Annotated in this window: 18 protein-coding genes; 8 read left to right on the top strand and 10 right to left on the bottom strand. The window is 65.7% G+C overall.

All coding sequences use genetic code 11. The annotated features are described in order from the left end of the window. Positions 1-141 precede the first annotated feature (141 nt). Positions 142-1659 (top strand): ATP-binding protein, encoded by a 1518-nt coding sequence (locus ACFU4Z_RS20760; protein ID WP_379065419.1) that lies wholly within the window; start codon positions 142-144, stop codon positions 1657-1659. After that, the gene (locus ACFU4Z_RS20755; RefSeq protein ID WP_379065301.1) at positions 1656-2354 is read left to right on the top strand and encodes a response regulator; all 699 of its coding nucleotides are present in this window, start codon (positions 1656-1658) and stop codon (positions 2352-2354) included. The genes ACFU4Z_RS20760 and ACFU4Z_RS20755 overlap by 4 nt, the downstream gene beginning before the upstream one ends. An 8-nt stretch (positions 2355-2362) precedes the next feature. Here ACFU4Z_RS20755 and ACFU4Z_RS20750 read toward each other — a convergent pair whose 3' ends face one another. The 4 genes from ACFU4Z_RS20750 to rfbD form a co-directional block, all read right to left on the bottom strand. After that, on the bottom strand, positions 2363-2764 hold the full coding sequence (locus ACFU4Z_RS20750) for a hypothetical protein (RefSeq protein ID WP_379065299.1): 402 nt from the start codon (positions 2762-2764) through the stop codon (positions 2363-2365). Positions 2765-2858: 94 nt separating this feature from the next. Then, positions 2859-3938 carry a sugar phosphate nucleotidyltransferase gene (locus ACFU4Z_RS20745; protein WP_379065297.1) on the bottom strand — a complete coding sequence of 360 codons (1080 nt, stop codon included), beginning with the start codon at positions 3936-3938 and terminating at the stop codon, positions 2859-2861. 50 nt (positions 3939-3988) lie between these two features. Then, the gene (locus ACFU4Z_RS20740) at positions 3989-4879 is read right to left on the bottom strand and encodes a glycosyltransferase family 2 protein (RefSeq protein WP_379065417.1); all 891 of its coding nucleotides are present in this window, start codon (positions 4877-4879) and stop codon (positions 3989-3991) included. A 98-nt stretch (positions 4880-4977) separates the two neighbouring features. Then, on the bottom strand, positions 4978-5835 hold the full coding sequence (gene rfbD / locus ACFU4Z_RS20735) for a dTDP-4-dehydrorhamnose reductase (RefSeq protein ID WP_379065295.1): 858 nt from the start codon (positions 5833-5835) through the stop codon (positions 4978-4980). 237 nt (positions 5836-6072) lie between these two features. On the opposite strand from rfbD, the gene ACFU4Z_RS20730 reads away from it, so the two are divergent. The 3 genes from ACFU4Z_RS20730 to ACFU4Z_RS20720 all read left to right on the top strand — a co-directional run bounded on the left by ACFU4Z_RS20730 (position 6073) and on the right by ACFU4Z_RS20720 (position 9708). Further along, positions 6073-7482 carry an LCP family protein gene (locus ACFU4Z_RS20730; protein WP_379065414.1) on the top strand — a complete coding sequence of 470 codons (1410 nt, stop codon included), beginning with the start codon at positions 6073-6075 and terminating at the stop codon, positions 7480-7482. 3 nt (positions 7483-7485) lie between these two features. Beyond that, the gene (locus tag ACFU4Z_RS20725) at positions 7486-8205 is read left to right on the top strand and encodes a TIGR03089 family protein (RefSeq protein WP_379065293.1); all 720 of its coding nucleotides are present in this window, start codon (positions 7486-7488) and stop codon (positions 8203-8205) included. A gap of 171 nt (positions 8206-8376) precedes the next feature. After that, positions 8377-9708 carry a cytochrome P450 gene (locus tag ACFU4Z_RS20720; RefSeq protein WP_379065411.1) on the top strand — a complete coding sequence of 444 codons (1332 nt, stop codon included), beginning with the start codon at positions 8377-8379 and terminating at the stop codon, positions 9706-9708. 598 nt (positions 9709-10306) lie between these two features. Here ACFU4Z_RS20720 and ACFU4Z_RS20715 read toward each other — a convergent pair. The 5 genes from ACFU4Z_RS20715 to ACFU4Z_RS20695 form a co-directional block, all read right to left on the bottom strand. Further along, entirely contained in the window at positions 10307-10546 is a 240-nt protein-coding gene (locus ACFU4Z_RS20715; RefSeq protein WP_379065291.1) for a hypothetical protein, read from the bottom strand. Continuing rightward, on the bottom strand, positions 10530-12029 hold the full coding sequence (locus ACFU4Z_RS20710) for a hypothetical protein (RefSeq protein WP_379065289.1): 1500 nt from the start codon (positions 12027-12029) through the stop codon (positions 10530-10532). The genes ACFU4Z_RS20715 and ACFU4Z_RS20710 overlap by 17 nt, the downstream gene beginning before the upstream one ends. Before the next feature lie 14 nt (positions 12030-12043). Then, positions 12044-12766 (bottom strand): ATP-binding cassette domain-containing protein, encoded by a 723-nt coding sequence (locus tag ACFU4Z_RS20705; RefSeq protein WP_379065287.1) that lies wholly within the window; start codon positions 12764-12766, stop codon positions 12044-12046. A gap of 243 nt (positions 12767-13009) precedes the next feature. Next, complete coding sequence (locus ACFU4Z_RS20700; protein WP_379065285.1) at positions 13010-13276, bottom strand: hypothetical protein; 267 nt, start codon at positions 13274-13276, stop codon at positions 13010-13012. 323 nt (positions 13277-13599) lie between these two features. After that, positions 13600-14358 carry a hypothetical protein gene (locus ACFU4Z_RS20695; RefSeq protein WP_379065283.1) on the bottom strand — a complete coding sequence of 253 codons (759 nt, stop codon included), beginning with the start codon at positions 14356-14358 and terminating at the stop codon, positions 13600-13602. A gap of 528 nt (positions 14359-14886) precedes the next feature. On the opposite strand from ACFU4Z_RS20695, the gene ACFU4Z_RS20690 reads away from it, so the two are divergent. Genes ACFU4Z_RS20690 through ACFU4Z_RS20680 form a run of 3 tightly spaced genes read left to right on the top strand, consistent with a single transcriptional unit; the run spans position 14887 to position 17220 of the window. Beyond that, a complete protein-coding gene (locus ACFU4Z_RS20690) occupies positions 14887-15204 on the top strand; it encodes a hypothetical protein (RefSeq protein WP_379065281.1) in 318 nt (105 codons plus the stop codon). After that, the gene (locus ACFU4Z_RS20685; protein WP_379065279.1) at positions 15201-16946 is read left to right on the top strand and encodes a hypothetical protein; all 1746 of its coding nucleotides are present in this window, start codon (positions 15201-15203) and stop codon (positions 16944-16946) included. The genes ACFU4Z_RS20690 and ACFU4Z_RS20685 overlap by 4 nt, the downstream gene beginning before the upstream one ends. After that, positions 16930-17220 carry a hypothetical protein gene (locus ACFU4Z_RS20680; protein ID WP_379065277.1) on the top strand — a complete coding sequence of 97 codons (291 nt, stop codon included), beginning with the start codon at positions 16930-16932 and terminating at the stop codon, positions 17218-17220. The genes ACFU4Z_RS20685 and ACFU4Z_RS20680 overlap by 17 nt, the downstream gene beginning before the upstream one ends. A 30-nt stretch (positions 17221-17250) precedes the next feature. Here ACFU4Z_RS20680 and ACFU4Z_RS20675 read toward each other — a convergent pair whose 3' ends face one another. Beyond that, positions 17251-18828, bottom strand: a complete 1578-nt coding sequence (locus ACFU4Z_RS20675; RefSeq protein WP_379065275.1) for a carboxylesterase/lipase family protein — start codon at positions 18826-18828, stop codon at positions 17251-17253. Positions 18829-18917: the final 89 nt, after the last annotated feature.

Below are 18917 nucleotides of genomic sequence, written 5' to 3'. Positions count from 1 at the left end.
CAGTTCGTGAGAGATGGTCGCCTAGCCGGCGCGGCCAGACGCAGTCTGTCCGCACTCCTGCGTCCGGCGCAGCGCGTCCGAGGTAGTCGCCGCTCGCTGGCCGGACAGGCGTTCGTTCTGCAACTGGTCGTGCTCGCGCTGATGATCGGCATCGGTGCGGTCCTCGCGGTAGTCGATGCGCGCCACGACAGCGATGTGACAACGACCCGCGAGGTCACCGATGTCGCGGTGGCGGTCGCGCAGGCGCCGTCGACCCTCGCCGCGGTGCACTCCCCCGATCCCACGGCGCTGCTGCAACCGGTGACCGAGCGGATTCGCCAGGACACGGGCATGGACTTCATCGTCGTGATGGCGCCGGACCGCACCCGGTTCACCCACACCACGCCCGAACGCATCGGACAACCCTTCAGCGGCAATATCGATCGCGCGCTGGCCGGGCAGACCTTCACCGAGACCTATGCGGGCACCCTCGGGCCATCTATCCGCGCGGTGACACCGATCTACGACGACGGCCGAGTGGTCGCGCTGGTGTCGGCGGGAGTGACCCGGGCCCGCATCGGCGATCAGGTCGCCACCCAACTGCCGGTGATCCTCGGCGTCGCGTTCGCGGGACTGGTGGTCGCGGCGGCGGGTTCCTTCCTGCTCAGCCGGCGGATTCGCCGCCAGACCCATGGCCTCGCGCCGGACGAACTGCGCGCCATGTACGAGCAGCACGACGCGGTGCTGCACTCGATCCACGAAGGTCTCGTGGTGTTCGGTCCGTTCGCCGAGCACGCGGAGGTCGTCAACGACCAGGCGCGCAAGCTGCTCGACCTGCCGTCGGGCCCGGTGCAGCGCACCGATCTGCCGCTGTCGATGCAACGTATGAGCTGGGGTGTGGTCCGCGACGAGATGCATGTGACCACCGATCGGATACTGCTGGTCAACCAGGATGTGGTGGCCTGGGAAGGCCGCCCGATCGGCACCGTGATGACCGTCCGTGATCACACCGAATTGCGCACTGTGATGGGCGAACTCGATTCCGTGCGCGGATTCGCGGAATCGCTGCGGGCACAGGCGCACGAATCGGCCAACCGGTTGCACACCGTCGTCACCATGGTGGAGTTGGGCCGCTACCGGGAGGCCGTGGAGTTCGCGACCGCCGAACTCGAACTGTCCCAAGCGCTGATCGATCGGCTGCTCACCTCGGTCGGCGACCCGGCACTCGCGGCCCTGCTCCTGGGCAAGGTGAACCAGGCCGCCGAACGCAGCGTCGAACTGACCATCACCGAGGACACCGCCCTCGACTCGACCGCGCCGCTGTCCGCGCACGAAACAGTGACGCTGGTCGGCAATTTGATCGACAACGCCATCGACGCGGCCGCGGACGGCGCCGGCGGCTGGGTGGAGGTGACCGTGCGCCAGCAGGATTTGGCAGACGACACGGCCACCGACCAGGATTCAGCGCTGTACCTGCATGTCGCGGACAGCGGCCCCGGCATGTCCGCGCAGACATTCGCCCGTGCCGCCGAACGCGGCTATTCCACCAAGGCCGACCATCAAGGGCTCGGCTTGGCGCTGGTGCATCGGTTGGTCGCCAGGCACGGCGGCGCGATCTACACCGAGCGAGATCCGGAAAGCGCGGTCTCCGTGACGATTCCACGAAAGGTCGCACCATGATCCGGGTCCTGATCGTCGAAGACGAACCACTGATCGCCGAGGCGCATCGCGCCTACGTCGAACGCATCCCCGGCTTCACTCCGGTCGGCATCGCGCATACCGGCCGCGACGCGATGCGCGCCGCCGCCGACAACGCGGCCGAGGGCACCCCGATCGACCTGGTGCTCATGGACATCGGCTTGCCCGACGCCAGCGGCCTCGACGTCGCCGCGGCGCTCACCGGCCTCGCCCCCCGCCCCGATGTCATCGCGATAACCTCGGCACGCGACCTGGCCATGGTCCGCACTGCCGTGTCCCACGGCGTCGTGCTCTACCTGCTGAAACCGTTCACCTTCGCGGCATTTCGCGACAAACTCGAACGCTACCGCGAGTTCCGCACCGCACTGCCCGCGGGCGAAACCGCCGTATCCCAGCAAGATGTCGACCGCGCCCTCAGCGCCTTGCGCACCTCGGACCAGCGCGCCACCGCCCCCAAAGGCGTTGCCCCGCAAACCCTCGACGAAATCTCCCGGGTAGTGCGCGACGCTCCGGAAGGCGTCACCGCCGCCGACACCGCGACCACCGTCGGCGTCTCCCGCATCACCGCTTGGCGCTACCTGGAGAAACTTGCCGACGACGGTCTGGTCGACCGCCGCTCCGACTACGGGCGGGCAGGCCGACCGAAAACCCGCTACCTGTGGAAGATTCGGAGCTAGCCGTCGCCTCAGCTCAGTCCGGGGTAGACGAAATGGCTCGGCCCGCCGCCGGGCTGGCTGGAGCCGGTGACCGAGGGGACGTTGAAGGGCAGCCGAATCAGCTTGTGCGGGTTGCCTGCCCGATCCGCCTGCCAGCAACCGAGGGTCACGCCGTGGAACGCGGTGCACACGATTCGGGTGCTGGTCCCGAACGGTGAGGTGAGCCGGTCACGGGAAACGAGCGGGTTCCAGTAGTCGAGGTCGCCCGGTGTGAGGAAACGTTTGGTCTCGAACGGTGCCGTCGGGCTCGGTGCGGTGGGCACCGGCGGCCATTCGTCGGCGGCGGCGACACCCGATGCTCCGAGGAGAACCGCGGCGGTGACCGCCGTGACACCGGTGAGCTGCGACATGCGGCGAGCGAGAGTAGTCATACTTCGTCCTTTCCGACCATGCAGTACGCGAAGCGCGACGGCCGGACCGAAACTGCCGCCGCCGAACGACATGTCGACGACGGCAGGCGAGTCATTACACGTCGGTGGAGAAGCGGATGCCGCCGTCGGGAATGTCGACGCCGGGCCAGACACGGGCGCCGCGCAATAGTTCGCAGCGGGCGCCGACATTCGCGCCGTCGCCGATGACGGCGTCACGGACCAGGGCGCGGGGGCCGATCCGGGCGCCGAAACCGATGATCGAGCGCTCGACGGTGGCGCCCGCTTCGATGCGGGCTCCGTCGAAGATCACCGCGCCGTCGAGGCGGGCGCCCGCGCCGACCTCGGCGCCGCGACCGACTACGGTGCCACCGATCAGCACGGCGCCCGGTGCGACGCCGGCACCCTCGTGGACCAGGAATTCGCCGCGCTGGCCCGGCAGCGCTGGTGAGGGCGCGATACCGCGCACCAGGTCGGCCGAGCCGCGCACGAAGTCCTCGGGTGTGCCCATGTCACGCCAGTAGGAGGAGTCGACATGCCCCTGAACGCGGGCGCCCTCGGCGAGCAGCGCGGGGAAGACCTCGCGCTCCACCGAGACCGGGCGACCGGCCGGGATCTTCTCGATGTATTCGCGACGGAAGACGTAACAACCCGCATTGATCTGGTCGGTCGGCGGATCCTGGGTCTTCTCCAGGAAGGCGGTGACCCGGCCGTTGTCGTCGGTCGGCACGCAGCCGAAGGCGCGCGGATCGCTGACCCGGACCAGATGCAACGTCACATCGGCCTTGGTCGACTCGTGTGTGTCGAGGATCCCACCCAGATCGGTGCCGCCGAGCACATCACCGTTGAACACCATGATGTTGTCCGCGCGCAGCTTGGACAGCACATTGCGGATGCCGCCTCCGGTGCCGAGCGGCTCGGTCTCGGTGACGTACTCCAGCTCGAGGCCGAGCTCGGACCCGTCACCGAAATGCTCCTCGAACACCTCCGCCTTGAAGGAGGTGCCGAGCACGACATGGTTGATCCCGGCATCGGCGATGCGGGCGAGCAGATGCGTCAGGAACGGCAGCCCGGCCGTCGGCAGCATCGGCTTCGGTGCCGACAGGGTCAGCGGACGCAGCCGCGTGCCCTGCCCGCCGACCAGAATGACGGCGTCGGTGCCTGCATTTCCTGCCATCGAGCTTCCTCTGTTCACAGTGGATTGTTCGGCTGTACCGGTTGACGCGGCTAGCTCTGCGCCTGTTGACGCAGCGCAGATCGAACCGCAATCCGCGAGCGGATCGCAAGTCCAGCGCGCAGCGCGAGCCGCAGTGGGGCCTGCCACCAGTGCGGATGCCGGTCGGCCTGGAAACGGTACGCGCTCGCGTGATGGGCGGGCAGCATCAGCTCCGGGTGGCGGCCTGCGGCATGTCCCTTGGCATGGGTCACCTCGGCGGACGGCACGAACACGTTGTGCCAGCCTGCCTTGCCGATCCGGTCGCCGAAGTCGACGTCCTCCATGTACATGAAGTAGCGGGAGTCGAAGCCGTCGATGGAATCGAAGGCCGCGCGCCGCACCAGCAGGCACGATCCCGACAGCCAGCCGACGGCCCGCTCGGAGATCTCCTCGTTTTCCTGCCGGTAGCGCCGCGTCCAGGGATTCGACTTCCACACCGTGCCGAGAATCGCGTGCCCTGCCCCGTCGAGCAGGCCGGGGACCGAGCGCGCAGACGGGTAGGTGCTGCCGTCCGGTTCGAGGACCTTCGGGCCGAGCGCGCCCGCGCGCGGCCAGCGCTGCGCGGCGGCGAGCAGTTCATCGATGGAATCGGTGCCCCAGCGGATGTCGGGGTTGGCGATGATCACGAACTCGACGTCGGGATCGATCTCCGCGACGGCGCGGTTGATCGCACCGCCGTAACCGATGTTGCCGCCGGTGCGTAGCAGGCGCACGTGCGAATTCGCCTCGGCCGCCAGTTCCGGCGTGCCGTCGACGGAACCGTTGTCGGCGAGAATCACCTGTGGTTTCTCACTGGTCGCATCGGACAGTGTGGTGATGAAGTGCTCGAGGTGCTCGCCCGGTGAATAAGTCACCGTGACGACGACAAGCCCGCCTTGGGCCGCAGAATCAGAAGCGCTCACGCTTGCGGCCTGCGCCTCGCTGGTGCTCGACTCCGGCATGACCGCTTGGGCGGCTGTATCTCTGGTTCGTTCGCTGCGCTCACTCACGACCATCCAGCCTAGTCGGACCTGCCCGACAGCGCGTCCCCGAGTGCCTCCTGCCAATCTCGCAGCGGAGCGAGTCCCGCGCCGATCCACGCATCGTTGGACAACACCGAATATGCCGGGCGCCGTGCGGGTCTCGGGAATGCGGTCGAGTCACACGGACGGACCCGGGCGGGGTCGGCGCCGATTCCGGCGAATACCGCCTGTGCCAGTTCGAACCAACTCGCCCGGCCCGCATTAGTGGCGTGCAGCACTCGGGGCGCGTCCGGCCGGTCGACCAGCTCCAGCAGACCCGCGGCCAGATCGCGGGCGAAGGTCGGGGACCCGATTTGATCGTCGACCACATCGACGGTGTCGCGTTCGCGTTCCAGCCGCAGCATGGTGGCCACGAAATCATTGCCCGCACCCGTGTACACCCACGCTGTCCGCACAATGTGCGCCCGCGGGGCCAATGCCGATACCGCCTGCTCACCGGCCAGTTTGGACCGGCCATACACGGTCGACGGGCCGGTCGGATCGGTGGTGTCGTACGGCCTGTCGCCGGTACCGGGGAACACGTAATCGGTCGAGAGATGGATCAGCCGAGCACCCGCGGCGGCGCAGGCGGCGGCGAGCACGGCGGGTCCGGTCTCGTTGCAGGCGAAGGCCGCATCCGGCTCGGACTCGGCTTGGTCGACGGCGGTGTACGCGGCGCAATTGAGCACGACGTCACCGGGTTCGACGATCGCGCGCACCGCGGCCGCGTCGGTGATGTCGAGTTCGCGGTGGCCGAAGGCACAGGCGGCGGGTGCCCGGCGGAGTATCTCCTGTCCGAGCTGCCCTCGTGCCCCGGTCACGATCAGGCGTCCTGGGGCTGCGGTGTCGGCGGTCACGGCCGCAAGTCTGGCACGCCGTGGCACCTGAGGTTGATGTCTGCTGCGGTAACCGTTGGTTAGCCTTGATCGACGGGCACGGGGGAATTATCGAAAAGGGGCGGTCTGGCGCTGCCAGAAGAGAACCTGAGTCGGCGAGAGGATGCAGAGTTGCCGCAGCGGAGCAGGACGTCGGTGCGATCACGACCATCCGGCACTGATGCCGGACCCGTCGCGTCCGGTCCGCTGCGCGTATTGATCGCGGCGGGTGCGGTATTGGTCCTTGTCATCACCGGTTTCGCCTGGCACAGCGTCGATTCCCTGATCTCCAATATCGAACGCATCGGCAACCTCGGCCTCGGCGGTGGCCGCGACGGCGCCGTGGACATCCTGCTCGTCGGTGTGGACAGCCGCACCGATGCGCACGGAAACCCGCTCAGCAGCGGCGAACGTGCGATGTTGCACGCGGGAAACGAGGTAGGCACCAACACCGACACCATCGTGCTGATGCGCGTCCCGAACGACGGGCGCTCCGCCACCGCCATTTCCATCCCCCGCGATTCCTACGTCGACATCCCCGGCCTCGGCATGGGCAAAATCAACTCCGCCTATGGCGCGACCAAGGAAACCGAGCGGCTGAGGCTGATCGATCAGGGGGCTTCCCAGGCCGACGCGGAAAAACAGTCCACCCAGGCCGGCCGCCAGGCGCTGATCAAGTCGGTGGCCAACCTCACCGGGATCACCGTCGACCATTACGCCGAAGTGAGCCTGCTCGGCTTCGTGCTGCTCACCGACGCGGTCGGCGGTGTCGAGGTGTGCCTGAACGACCCGGTCGACGAGTGGATGTCCGGCGCCGACTTCCCGGCGGGCCGCCAGCGGCTCGACGGCCCCCAAGCCCTCGGTTTCGTGCGCCAGCGCCACGATCTGCCGCGTGGCGACCTGGATCGGATCGTGCGCCAGCAGGTCTTCATGGCGCAGTTGGTCGGGCAGGTGCTCACCGCGAAAACGCTGGCCAATCCGGGCAAACTCGAGCAGCTCAGCAGTGCGGTGGGACGGGCGGTCGTCTTGGACGACGATTGGGATGTACTCGCGTTTCTCCAACAGCTACAGGATCTTTCGGGTGGCCAGGTGATGTTCGAGACGGTGCCGGTCACCGATCTGAACAGCATGACGAGCAACGGCGAATCGGTGGTCCGCGTCGATCCCAAGGCCGTCAAGACCTATGTGGCGTCGCTGGTCGACGGCAAGACCGAGCGGCCCGCCGAATCGTCGATCGACCCGAGCACCGTGAACGTCAGCGTGTTCAACGCCAGCGGCATCGGTGGACTCGCCGGCCAGGTGGCACAGGCATTGACCACCAAGGGCTTTCATGATGGTCCGGTGGGCAACTACACCGGCCCGAGCGTGACCAGCAGCCGGGTGCTTGCCATGAGCACGGCGGACCCGAAAGCCAAGGCGGTGGCGAAGGCGTTGGGTGGGCTCGCGGTGGTCGCCGATCCGTCGTTGTCACCGGAATCGGTCAGCGTCGTGCTGGCGAGCGACTATTCTGGTCCGGGCTCGGCTGCGAGCAGCATGTTCGACCTCTCCGGGACGTCGGCCACCGCAACACCGGTCCCGCCCGCCCCACCGATCGACGCAGGCCAGACAGGACCGAAATGCGTGAACTGAACCATGCGTGACAAAACCAAGACACTGACGCTCACCGAGGCGGTGCTCGATCCGATCCTCGAACGCGAGCCCGCGGGTCCACGCATCACTTATTACGACGACGCCACCGGCGCCAGGATCGAGCTGTCGGGGTTGACGCTCGCGAACTGGGCAGCCAAGACGGCCAACCTGATTCGTGACGAGTTCGGCCTGAGTCCCGGCGCCAGGGTCGCGATATTGCTGCCCCCGCACTGGCAGACCGCCGCGGTCCTGCTCGGCTGCTGGTGGGCAGGCGCCGAGGTGGTGCTGGGCCCCGATCCCGACGCTGATCTGGCCCTGGCCACCGCCGAGCGACTCGACGAAACCGACGGTGTCGCCGAGGTTGCCGCACTGTCGCTGGACGCGTTCGGCATGCCCGTTCGCGATCTGCCGATCGGCATCACCGATTTCGCCACCTCGGTGCGCGTGCACGGTGACCAGTTCCACCCGCGCGGAGCGGGTGTGGCGCTGGATGGCATGCCGGTGTCCGAGGTACTGGCCGAAGCGAAGAAATCCGCACTGCTGCAAGGATTTTCCGAGGGCGACCGGGTGCTGTCCAGTGCGTCGTGGGATACGCCCGCGGAGCTGATCGACGGGCTGATCTCGGTGCTGGCGGCGGGCGCCTCGCTGGTGCAGGTGGTCAACCCGGACCCGGCCCAGTACGACCGGCGCGTGGAATCCGAGCGGGTCACCGTTCGGCGCTGATCGAATCCGGCGTTCACCGGAGGAACTTCGTCGTTCGCTGGAATAATCGATCCATGCGTGGAGGTGGCACCTCCTACCACGGTATAGGCCGCCTATCCGACCACAGGACGTTCCACAACCGCACCCGAATCCGTACGGTGGATATATCGCACAACGTTGGGGTTGGTGAGAATGAAGCCGCAGTATTGGTTCCGTTGGCTATCGGTGCAGGGCGCCCCTCGGCTGGCCTTGCGGACACAGGCGTGGCGCGGTGATCCGTTCGCTCAGCTGATGGCGGGACCGAGCGGTCTCGACGACCCGTATCCACTCATCGAACACCTGCGCGCGCAGGTGACGCACGGATCGAGCAGGCTGCTGCGCACCCCGATCGCGTGGGCCGCCTTCGACCACGATCTGTGCCGAGCCATTCTGCGGGACAACCGTTTCGGTGTGCGAACCGCCGAAAGCTTCAATATCCCCAAACCGCTCCAGCGGATCGCGGCTCGTTTCCCGATGCCGCCGAACCCGGTCGATCCGCCGTCGATGCTCGTGATCGATCCGCCGGAGCACACGGCGATGCGCCGTCCGGTTTCCTCGGCCTTCACCCCGCGGGCCATCCGCAAGCTGCGTGACCGCGTCGAAACCGTCACCGAGGAACTGCTCGGCGCGCTGCCCTCCGGCGGCTCGGCCGACCTGATCGAATCCTTCGCCGCACAGGTCCCGATCGCGATCATCTCCGAAATGCTCGGGTTCCCCGAACACGACCGCAAGCTCTTCCTCGACTGGGGCGACAAGGCAACGCCACTGCTCGACGTGGGCATCTCCTGGCGTGCGTTCCACCGCGCGGTGAGCGCGATGGACATCATGAACGAGTACCTCGGCGACCACATCGAACGGCTGCGCCGCGAACCGGGTGACGATATCCTCAGCAACCTGGTCAGCGCCGGTGAACTGGATACCTTCGCCCTGAAGGCGACCGCCAGCCTGCTGATGGGCGCCGGATTCGAGACCACGGTCAACCTCATCGGCAACGGCGTCGCGCAACTGCGCACCCACCCCGAACAGCTCGACCGGCTGCGCGCCGAACCGGAATTGTGGCCCAACGCCATCGAAGAGGTCCTGCGCATCGACCCTCCGGTGCAGACAACGGCCCGCACCGCCTTGTGCGACGTAGAACTCGACGGCGTCGCGATTCGGGAAGGCAGCACCATCGTGCTGTCATTAGCAGGCGCGAACCGCGACCCCGCGGTCTTCACCGACCCCGCCGCCTTCGACATCGCCCGCTCGAATGCCAAGGAGCACCTCACCTTCAGCAGCGGCATGCACTCCTGCCTCGGCGCGAGCCTGGCCCGAATGGAGGGCGTCTACGCTCTGCAATCGCTGTTCGACCGCTTCCCCGACCTCACCCTCGACGGCCGACCACGACGCCGGGAACTGTTCACCCTGCACGGGTACGAGCGCATGCCGGTCCGCCTCGGCCGCCGCGCGAGCACTCCGGCCGCCCAGGAACCGACGACCGTCTGATCGGCGGTGCGGCCGACAGGCTGGGGCCGTGGCGACTACTTCAGGAATTGGTGGACACAGTGTCCCGGTCTCACGGGCTGCCATCGTGTCGGCAGACGCCCTGGCCCTCCCCGTCAACGCGTGGATCAGCGCTCTGCCGTCACCGAAGACGGGCAGCAGGAAGAGTCCGTGGGCGAGGAACCAAGCCGCCAGGTGCGGCCGCCCCGCAATCGCCAGCACGAGTGCTCCGACCGTGACGCACACGACGGGGCCCGCCAGCGCCACACCGACGATGTGCCGAGGTGCCATAGCCCCTATGGGTCGCAACGAGATTCGGCATGCGGAGCGCTCGACCGCGACATGAGTGACGCCGGGCGCCCGCTTGAGCATCTCGATGTGGGCGGCTTCGTGCAGGGCGAACGAACCCGCCAGACCAACCGAGCCTGCCTCCAAGAAGGACCAGGCAAGCCCCAAGGTCGCTCGGTCGCCGGATGCGATGTACCAGGCGAGCGCGGCGGCTTGCAGAAATCCCAAGAATCCCAGCAGCGGCCACACCTGCCCGACGATGGCGCGGGGGGCCACCCACCACCGCAGTTCATGCGTCGCGTAGATGCGGACGCTAGCCATTGCCGGTGCGCTCCGCGATGAGCGCACTCCGATAGTTCCGCAGCCTGTGCAGCGCGAGCTGAATGCCGATCAGCACGACGAAGAGCAACGCAAAGACGATGAAAAGACCGGTGGGATCGGCGATTCCCAATGTCGCGCTGGTGATATTGCCGCCCTTGTCCCGCGATTCGAAGAACAACGACCCGAACAGCGCCTCCTTGCGGCCGTACTCTCCCTCACCGGTCGAAAACATCAGGGACAACAGAATTGCGCCCGCGGTCAGCAGCGTCAATACTGCGGAACCAGCGAGGCTGTTTACGAGGAGGACTGATTTCCTCATGACGTCTCCTTGACTCATTGACTCTAATTCCTTCAACCGTGTACCAAACGAGCGCGCAGACGACGAGCACCACGCAGGCCACGACCGCTGTCAGCGGCAAGTGCAGAACGGCCACTGCGATTCCGACAGTGCCGAGTACAGCGATCGCCACGGTAAGTCCGACAAACACAGAGAACGGATTGTCGTCTTCGGCCGGAAAAGCGACGCCCACCCATTGGACGAGAAGAACCGACCCCACACATCCAATGATCGGCAACGGACTTTCGACCACATGGTCGATATTCACGAGACCGGCGATTATTGTCCCGGGAACAAGGAATATCGCGAATACCACGATTTGCGCCTTGATCAGCCGACCATAGATCGCCCATGGCGAGGCCGGCCCGCCGACCATCATCCGCAAGGGAAGCGTCGCGGCGAACTGGTAGAAGCCTCCGACGGTCAATACCGCGAAGCCCCATAGCGGATTCACGACGGGGTTGATGCAGAGGAACGCAAAGATCGCGAGCGCAACCCATGCGGCAAGCCAGGTCTGCGCGCTGCGGATGAGGGCCCTGTCGTAGGGGTTCAGCCGGCGGAGCAGCCACCGGTCGAGCGAGACATTGATGTAGCGGGAAGCGTTGATATGTTGGTTGGGGGTCAGCCAGATCATGATCACCGTCAGCGCGCCGGCGATCGCCACGAAGGCAGCGAGCATCACAGCGAATCCGTAACTCTGCGACAGCCATCCGAGGATGCCGACCCAGACCATCGGATCAGCGTGGTCCAGGTATGCGCGGCTGACCTGCGCGGTGATCGAGCCGAGCTGTGTCGCATAGCCGAGCAGGAGCGCGAACATGGCGACGATCATGATGGGGCCACCGACGCGACGCAGTGGCAGACGTGCGAGCGCTCCGGCCATCAGCTGATATACGACGCCGAGCACCAGGTAGGTCAGCACCGCCGGAAAGAGGATCGCCTCCAGGAGACGAGGAATCGCGGCAGGCCCGTGCAGCAGTATCGACGCACCGACCAAGCCGGCCGATAAGATGCCGGTCACCGCGGCAATCATGGCGGCCTCGCAGATCAAGAACCCGGCGGCGCGCTCACGGTTGGTCAGCGGCAATTGAAAGCTCAGCCCGAGCATTCCCTGCGCGTTCAAGAAGAGGGTCTTGACGATCAGGAACGCGATCTGCACCCACAGCACGACCGAGATCGCCGCCATCGTGAACAGCAGACTCCACGCATCGTCGTCCATCGACAGCGAGTCGAGGAAGATGTACACCGCCCCAACGAATATCGCTATCAGCACGACGACAGCGGTGCCCGCGAGCACCTTGGCTAAGGCGGACCGCAGGGCGCCGATACGCAGCACTCTCCGCGCGAAATAGCGCAGCAGCATCCGCGCCAGCGTCACCGAGTGGGACAACCTCATGGACGCCTCGTGTCCGTATCGAAGTGGCTGAATACCATGCTCGCGAGAGATCCGTGCTCCGCGACCAAGTCCGGTGTCGGCGCATCCGCGACGACGCGACCGAGATCGAGGAAGACCGTCCGGTCCGCGAGCCGTTCGAGCAGGGCGAAATCGTGAGTGCACAGCAGGATCGACAAGCCGTCGTCCCGGAACCGGCGGAACTCCTTCTCACAGAGGTACAAAGCCTCGATGTCGATGCCATTGAGGGTTTCGTCGATGACAGTCAACGGGCGACGCATGAGCAGCGCCGACACGAGTTGGGTTTTCTTGCGCATCCCGTGCGAGTAATCCTCGATCAGATCGCTGTACCGCCCCGCCATCGAGAAGCGCAGGAACATGTCGCGCAACGACTCCTCGTCCACGGCCGCACCGTAGAGCTTGCCGAGGGTGTCGGTGTACTCCCGGCCGGTCAGGAACTGCGGCAGATAGTCGTTGCTGGACAAGTACATCGCGGCGGACCGCGCCGCGGTCGACGAGTGATCGTTGCCGTCGACCCTGATCGTGCCGGACTGCAGGCGCAGCAAGTCGAACACGGTCTTGATCAAGGTCGACTTTCCCGACCCGTTCGGACCGATCAGGCCGACGATCTCCCCCTTGGTGATCGTCAAGGAAACGTCGTCGAGTACGTTCACTCGCCCGTCATACGAGTAGCAGACGTTCCGAATATCGAGCAGCGTCACCGCATGCCTCCCCTTCAGCGGCTCCAAGTCCGCGGATGAACGTGACCGGCCCCCAGCGACCCGGGCCGCTGGGGGCCGATCGCCGTCATTACGGTAGACGAGTCCGGCTGCGCGCGCACCGATTACGCGTACCGCTGCGACGCGTTGATCGCTCGAGCGCGAATCGGATGATGATCGTCCTGGCGGGGACGATCAGCTGTCGCTCGTCGCAATGGCCGTTGCCGGCCACCAGCCGATGATGACCTAGTCTTGACTGCACTCGACGTTGACGCTTACGCCGTAGTTCTCGTAGTTCCAGTTACCGGTGAATGAGCCGTGTTGGTTGACGACGCACCAGACCGCCATTCCGAGGAGCATCGTAGCGCCCAACCCGACAATTACGGCGACGAAGACCAGGAACCACGCGTCATACCGGACGAGCGCGTTGTCGAACTTCTCTTTCAGGCCGACGGCCCGAGAAGAATTGGCGACCGCAGTCAGATATGCGGCCTCGGATACGAGTGTGGACATTTCTTGCTCCCTCTCACAATTTCTGGATACTTCTCAGCCATCCAGGAATGGACAACTGATCGCATCTTCGAAGGGCCCCCGTCAGCGATGCAGCGATCGTAAACCTCGTGGATCCCGGGACTAGCGGACCATGCAAGACTTCGGGTGGTCAATTCCGGATCGAACACTTGGCAGTACTGCCAATACCACTGCCACACTCCTGCTTCGATCTCTGCGCGCCGACTGTTCGCGGATCGAACTGGCAAACGCATGTATACGGGCCTGCCAATTCATCGATGCTGCCATATTTTCGATTATGCGAAGGCTATGCCTTGTCGACGTGATCAATTCACCCGCATGAGGTTTTCCCGCTTATCGGAGAGCTGCACCGGTTCCACAGACAGCTCGGCCGCATATTCCCCGCCCGTCGACCTGATCAGCTCGGTGCGGCTCACCACACCGAGCGCGTTGTAAAGATTGCGGATGCGTCGATAGATCGAGCGTTCCGACAGGTAGTTGGCACGCGCGATCTCGGCGACGGTCATCGGCGTTCGCAGCATCCGCAGCAACCTGATGTCGAATTCGGTCAACGCGCTCCGGCCGATCGAGCTCCCCAGCGGAGGCAGGTCTGCGGCCTCGGCCTCGGGTGCATCGTCGCGCCGCCGCTCGTCGCGCTGCCCACGGCTGTGCGCGCGGTGGTCGGTGACCGCGCCGAGCAACGTCGGACGCGTATCGATCCTGGCTGGGTGCGTGAACTCGCCCAGCTGCGCCCGAAGCATCTCCGCCTGCCGATCGCCCGGTATCGCGACGTTGATCACGAAGTTGGCGCCGGAGCGGATCGCGGAGTAGGTCGAATGACCGGTGACGTCGTCGGTGACCGCGACGATGAGGCCCATCGCATGGTGCGCCCGGACCGCATGCAAGCTTTCGGCCTGATACTCCGCGTTGACCGGAAGCATGATGATCGCACCGGAAATGTCACTGCGCGAGACCAATTCGTCGTAGTCCGCGAACTCGATTCGGAAGGTAGGCGTGAAGAGCTTTCCCCACAGCTCATTCGCGGAATCCAGGTACTCGTGCAGACCCGGATGCGCGAGGGCCACATGCGCGGCCCTTCTCCCGACAGCCTGACTTGATTGCGTCCCGTTCAAAAGAAATCCCCACTTGGTTCGGTCGAGGTACCGGCCGGGCTCGCGTGCGGCCGACCGGCCCGTGTGCAGCACCGTTCGCCTCGGAGACTCGCATCAGCCGGTCACGACCGCGGCGCCTCTTGGGATCTGGTTCTGCTACACGTATGGACGCAACGACCCGTAAATCGGTTCCATAGCAGCGCTACAGTTTTCGAGAAGGCTCGGTCCAGCGGCGCGACGCGAATCTTGTGTCGTGGATCACAATATTTCGCGCAGGCCAACGGGAACCGGATCCCGATCTCCGCCGTCGAATGTTCATAGAGGGAAGAGCCTGGAGGGCTTGTCCAGAGGCTCTTGACGCAGCCGGACGAGCTCGACTCGCTGCAGGGGTATGTGCCGAGATCTGCTCGGACGGAAGCATTGCGGAAAGTGGGGTGGACTCGTGATGTATCGCGACCAGAGTCCTTCGATGGCCATGCCGGTCTACTCAGGGGGTAACCGATGACCTCGGTCGATATAGCCGCATTACGCGGTATCGGAAACGAACTGTGCACTTCGGCCAATGTCGTGCTCGATCATGCCGTATCCGTGAAAACGACTGCGGTTACGGTTGATCCGTCACACGCCGGCCGAGACTACCGGCAGTGGGGTGATCGAATCGCCCGGTCGGCCACCGACATCGCGAACGTGCTTGCGATGTACGGGCAGTCCATCAGCGCCGGCGGGTCGGCGTTGGGTGTCGCAGCCGCCGCGTACCAGCAGCAAGATCAGTCGAGTGCGAACCGGTTCGCCCAGGCCGAGGCCGGCATCCCGGCATGATCGACGGTTCCAACAGTCTCGACGCGGATCCGATCCTGGACCGTGGCCTGTCCGGCCTGCGTTACTTCCAGCTCTTTCTGGAACCGTATGGAACATGGACCGGAACCAGGTCGCAGGGACACGACGTCACCTCGTTGACCGAATTGTATGACTCGCAGCGAGAATTGGACCTCAGTGGCCTCAGCGGATTCGCACACGCGCTGCGGGTCGCGGTGCAGGGCAGTCGCGACGAGGCACACATCCAGTCCAACAGATCCAACCAGCTCGGCACGGCCTGGCCCGAGGGCGCCGGAATAAACGCGGTCCAGTTCCTCGAAGAGATCGACAGCCGAGCCACCCAGGATCTCGATCAGCTCGCGGACACGGCGGACATGATCGATGCCGCGATCGAGAACATCCTCGCCAGCGTGCGCGAGAAGGCCGACATCAGCCAGACCGCCTTCACACCGGAAACCGTCGACGGTAGATCAGTCGACGATGTCGAGCAGATAATTCGTTATGCCCGTGGCGATTTCGGTTTGGTCGAAGATCTCGAATCCCAGCAGGCCCTGGTGCGTGGCATCTTGCCCGGGTTCCCAGCGGACGGGGATCCCGGGGAATACAGCGCCGCTTGGCTGAACGAGGTGTTCGTGCCCGCGATCGACGCCAAGGTCGGGGAATTCGTGACACTCTGCCAGGCCACCGCCACCGCCGTGTCCGGCTTCTACGAGCAGATCGTTTCCAAGCTCGACACCATCGACCGATCGCCCTACCCGATCGCGCAGAGTCTGGAAACACAGCCCCAGGGCCAGAATCCGGGAAATCCCAACGCGCTCGGTCTGATGTCCGGCAGCAACCTCAACACAGGTACCCCGACCGCTCCCGCCGGGACCGGGACCGGGACCCCTACTGGAACACCGACAGGCACACCAACGGGCGCGCCAACCGGAACACCGACAGGCACACCCACTGGAACGCCGACAGGCACACCAACGGGCGCGCCAACCGGAACACCGACAGGCACACCGACAGGCACACCAACCGGAACACCCACCGCGCCGGCCGGGACCGGAACCCCCACTGGCACCCCAACGGGAACCCCGACCAACACAGCGACCGGAACACCCGCGATCCAGAACCAAGTCGCGGATGCGAAGGCGATCATCGGCGCGGTCGACAGCGCGGTCTCTACGGTCGGAAAGGTCGTCGATGTGGCCGGGAAAGTCGTCGACATCGGCGCGAAGGTCGTCGACGTCGGCGCGAAAATCGTGGATACCGCGTCATCCGCGGTTTCCAAGGCGATCACCAACATCAGCAGCGGTATCGATGTAGCCGAGAAGGCGGCCAACGCTGCCGCCCCGGGCCACGAGAACACCAAACTCGACCCAGGACACGGCAACGGCGGGAATGCCAAGCCTGCCGAGCACCTCGGCAACGGGAGCGGGAGCAACCCGAACCAGAGCCCGACCCAGAACCCTAGCCCGAGCCCAAGCCCGAGCCAGAACTCGAACCCGAACGGTGCGATCGAGGGCAGCGGGAACCCCACCAAAGCAGCACCCCCTGCCACGACCCCCGCGCAGCCCCAGGGCTCTACTTCCCCGGCATCCAGTGCGGCCGACGGCGCAGGCACAGCCCCAACTGCCATGCCTGCCATGGCAATGCCGACCGCGAAGCCGCGGCAGGCTGGGCCTACACCGGTGGCGTCCAGCGTCGTCGTACCAGCCGCCAACGACCCGGAGAGCAGTGATGAACTGGCGAAATGACATGGACCACGTTCGCGACGCGCACACCACAGCGATGCGTAATGTCCGGCACCGGCTTCATCAGATAGACAGCGAAGCCGCCGTGCGTTCACAAGGGCTCGCTCGTCGCGTCACCCGCCGAATCCCGTCCACTCCACCATCAGCGGAATCAGCGCCGACCACTATCGATCACGATCCAGTTGCCGGGTCATGGTCGATCGACCCGGCCGACGACTTCTTCGCCGACCCGGACTTCGGCTACGAAGGAAATCCACCCGAAAGCTGGTTGATGTGATAGCGGCAATCGTGGCGCGGATCGGGGAGCTCAGCTGAAACCGACGGCCTGCTCACCCCACGCGGTGTGCAGGTCCCGGTCGGGGTTGTCCACCACGCGATCGATCGCGTCGATCAGCAGAGTGGTGCGATTCGACGGGCGGTAGGGCGGCCAGTGTTTCGAGCCGTCCAGCGCCGCGGGAACGCCGTGCGTGGCGAAGGCCAGCCAGCGGCGCATCATCCGGCCGGATACCTCGGTGGCCACCTTGCGGCCACCGAGCCAGAAGGTTGGGTCATGGTTGAAGGTGCCGAAATTGCCGAATACGTAAGGCAATTCGGTGGCATGGCCCGCACCGACGCGCGCGGCCTTCAACATCGGCGTCGCATGGTCGAAGCGGTACATCCAGGTCGGTGAGTGCTGGGCATGCGCATCGGCCACCCAGTGGGCGGGCATCCGGAACGCCGCGTCGGTGGACATGGCGAGCGCGCCCCGGGTCTTGTCGAGATCGGGGTAGGCCGAGGTGATTTCGGCGATCCGCTCGTGCGACATCTCTGGATGATTGGCCGCGACATCACGCAGCATGGCGTTCACCGCGTCCGGCGTCACCGGCATGATCGGCGAACGGAACACCCGGAACAGCGAGGCCTCGTCCTTGTTGGTCCCGATCATCAATGGCATCCGGTGTGAGCGCCCGCGCTGGAAGCGGTCGATCGGGTAGGTGGGGAGCAGGGTGCCGTCGACGACGGGGGCCGCGGCCAGCCTGCCCGGTTCTTTCAGCGGAATCTCGTCGAGCAGCACCCCGGCCGCGGTCACGATCCGTTCGAGCGGGCAGTCGAGCAGTTCACTTACCCTCGATGCGGGCAATTCCAGCAGTTCCAGGAATCGCCGCGCGACGCCTGCGGCCCGTTCGTGTCCGAATACCGTTGTCGCGGGCGGGCTTTGCGCGATGGCCTTGTGGAACAAGCCGGACGAACGCGGCGAGGTCAGCAGCGCCGTCACACACCCGGCCCCGGACGATTCACCGAACAGCGTCACATTGCCGGGGTCGCCGCCGAATCCAGCGATATTGTCGCGCACCCATTCCAGCGCCGCGATCTGATCGTGCAGACCGAGGTTGGGGGTGAAGGCATCCGACAGCGAGGACAGATCGAGAAACCCGAGTGCGCCGAGCCGGTAATTGACGCCGACCACCACGACGTCGCCGGTTTCGACCAGCTTGCGGCCGTTGTAGATGCCCTGCGCCGCGGTGCCCAGGCAGTACGCACCGCCGTGCAGCCACACCAGCACCGGCCGTGGTTCACCTGATTCGGTGGCGTGCGGCGGCGCCCAGACATTCAGCCAGAGGCAATCCTCGCCCATCCGAAGTTCCGAATCGACGGGAACCATGGGGCCCATGGTCTGCGGGGCGATATCCCCGAATGCCACACAATCCCGAATCCCGTCCCACGGCTGCGGCGGCATCGGCGGCCGAAACCGGTCCGGCCCCGCGACGGGGGCCGCGTACGGGATGCTGCGCCATACGGCGACCCTGCCGTCCCAGATACCGCGCACGTTCCCCGACGTTGTTCGTGCGACAGGCGCGGCGCCGTCCACATCCGAGCTCGGTTCCATCTCGAACTGAGTGCTCATCGTCCGCACCTCCTACCCACGACCCCGGTCGGAATGCTGCGAATTTGCTCCGCCCGGGTCCGGTTCTTCGTGATCTCTGCTTCGAGAGT

This window comes from Nocardia sp. NPDC057440 (assembly GCF_042802915.1).
Lineage (GTDB): Bacteria > Actinomycetota > Actinomycetes > Mycobacteriales > Mycobacteriaceae > Nocardia.
Note: the sequence above shows the minus strand (reverse complement) of the source record. Positions and strands in the feature narration are given on the sequence as shown.

Excerpts from the sequence above, each read along its gene's own strand:
- ACFU4Z_RS20760 (WP_379065419.1), top strand. The coding sequence starts at position 142 with ATGATCGGCATCGGTGCGGTCCTCGCGGTAGTCGATGCGCGCCACGAC.
- ACFU4Z_RS20755 (WP_379065301.1), top strand. The coding sequence starts at position 1,656 with ATGATCCGGGTCCTGATCGTCGAAGACGAACCACTGATCGCCGAGGCG.
- ACFU4Z_RS20750 (WP_379065299.1), bottom strand. The coding sequence starts at position 2,764 with ATGACTACTCTCGCTCGCCGCATGTCGCAGCTCACCGGTGTCACGGCG.
- ACFU4Z_RS20745 (WP_379065297.1), bottom strand. The coding sequence starts at position 3,938 with ATGGCAGGAAATGCAGGCACCGACGCCGTCATTCTGGTCGGCGGGCAG.
- ACFU4Z_RS20725 (WP_379065293.1), top strand. The coding sequence starts at position 7,486 with ATGCGTGACAAAACCAAGACACTGACGCTCACCGAGGCGGTGCTCGAT.
- ACFU4Z_RS20720 (WP_379065411.1), top strand. The coding sequence starts at position 8,377 with ATGAAGCCGCAGTATTGGTTCCGTTGGCTATCGGTGCAGGGCGCCCCT.
- ACFU4Z_RS20715 (WP_379065291.1), bottom strand. The coding sequence starts at position 10,546 with ATGTTTTCGACCGGTGAGGGAGAGTACGGCCGCAAGGAGGCGCTGTTC.
- ACFU4Z_RS20700 (WP_379065285.1), bottom strand. The coding sequence starts at position 13,276 with ATGTCCACACTCGTATCCGAGGCCGCATATCTGACTGCGGTCGCCAAT.
- ACFU4Z_RS20690 (WP_379065281.1), top strand. The coding sequence starts at position 14,887 with ATGACCTCGGTCGATATAGCCGCATTACGCGGTATCGGAAACGAACTG.
- ACFU4Z_RS20685 (WP_379065279.1), top strand. The coding sequence starts at position 15,201 with ATGATCGACGGTTCCAACAGTCTCGACGCGGATCCGATCCTGGACCGT.
- ACFU4Z_RS20680 (WP_379065277.1), top strand. The coding sequence starts at position 16,930 with ATGAACTGGCGAAATGACATGGACCACGTTCGCGACGCGCACACCACA.
- ACFU4Z_RS20675 (WP_379065275.1), bottom strand. The coding sequence starts at position 18,828 with ATGAGCACTCAGTTCGAGATGGAACCGAGCTCGGATGTGGACGGCGCC.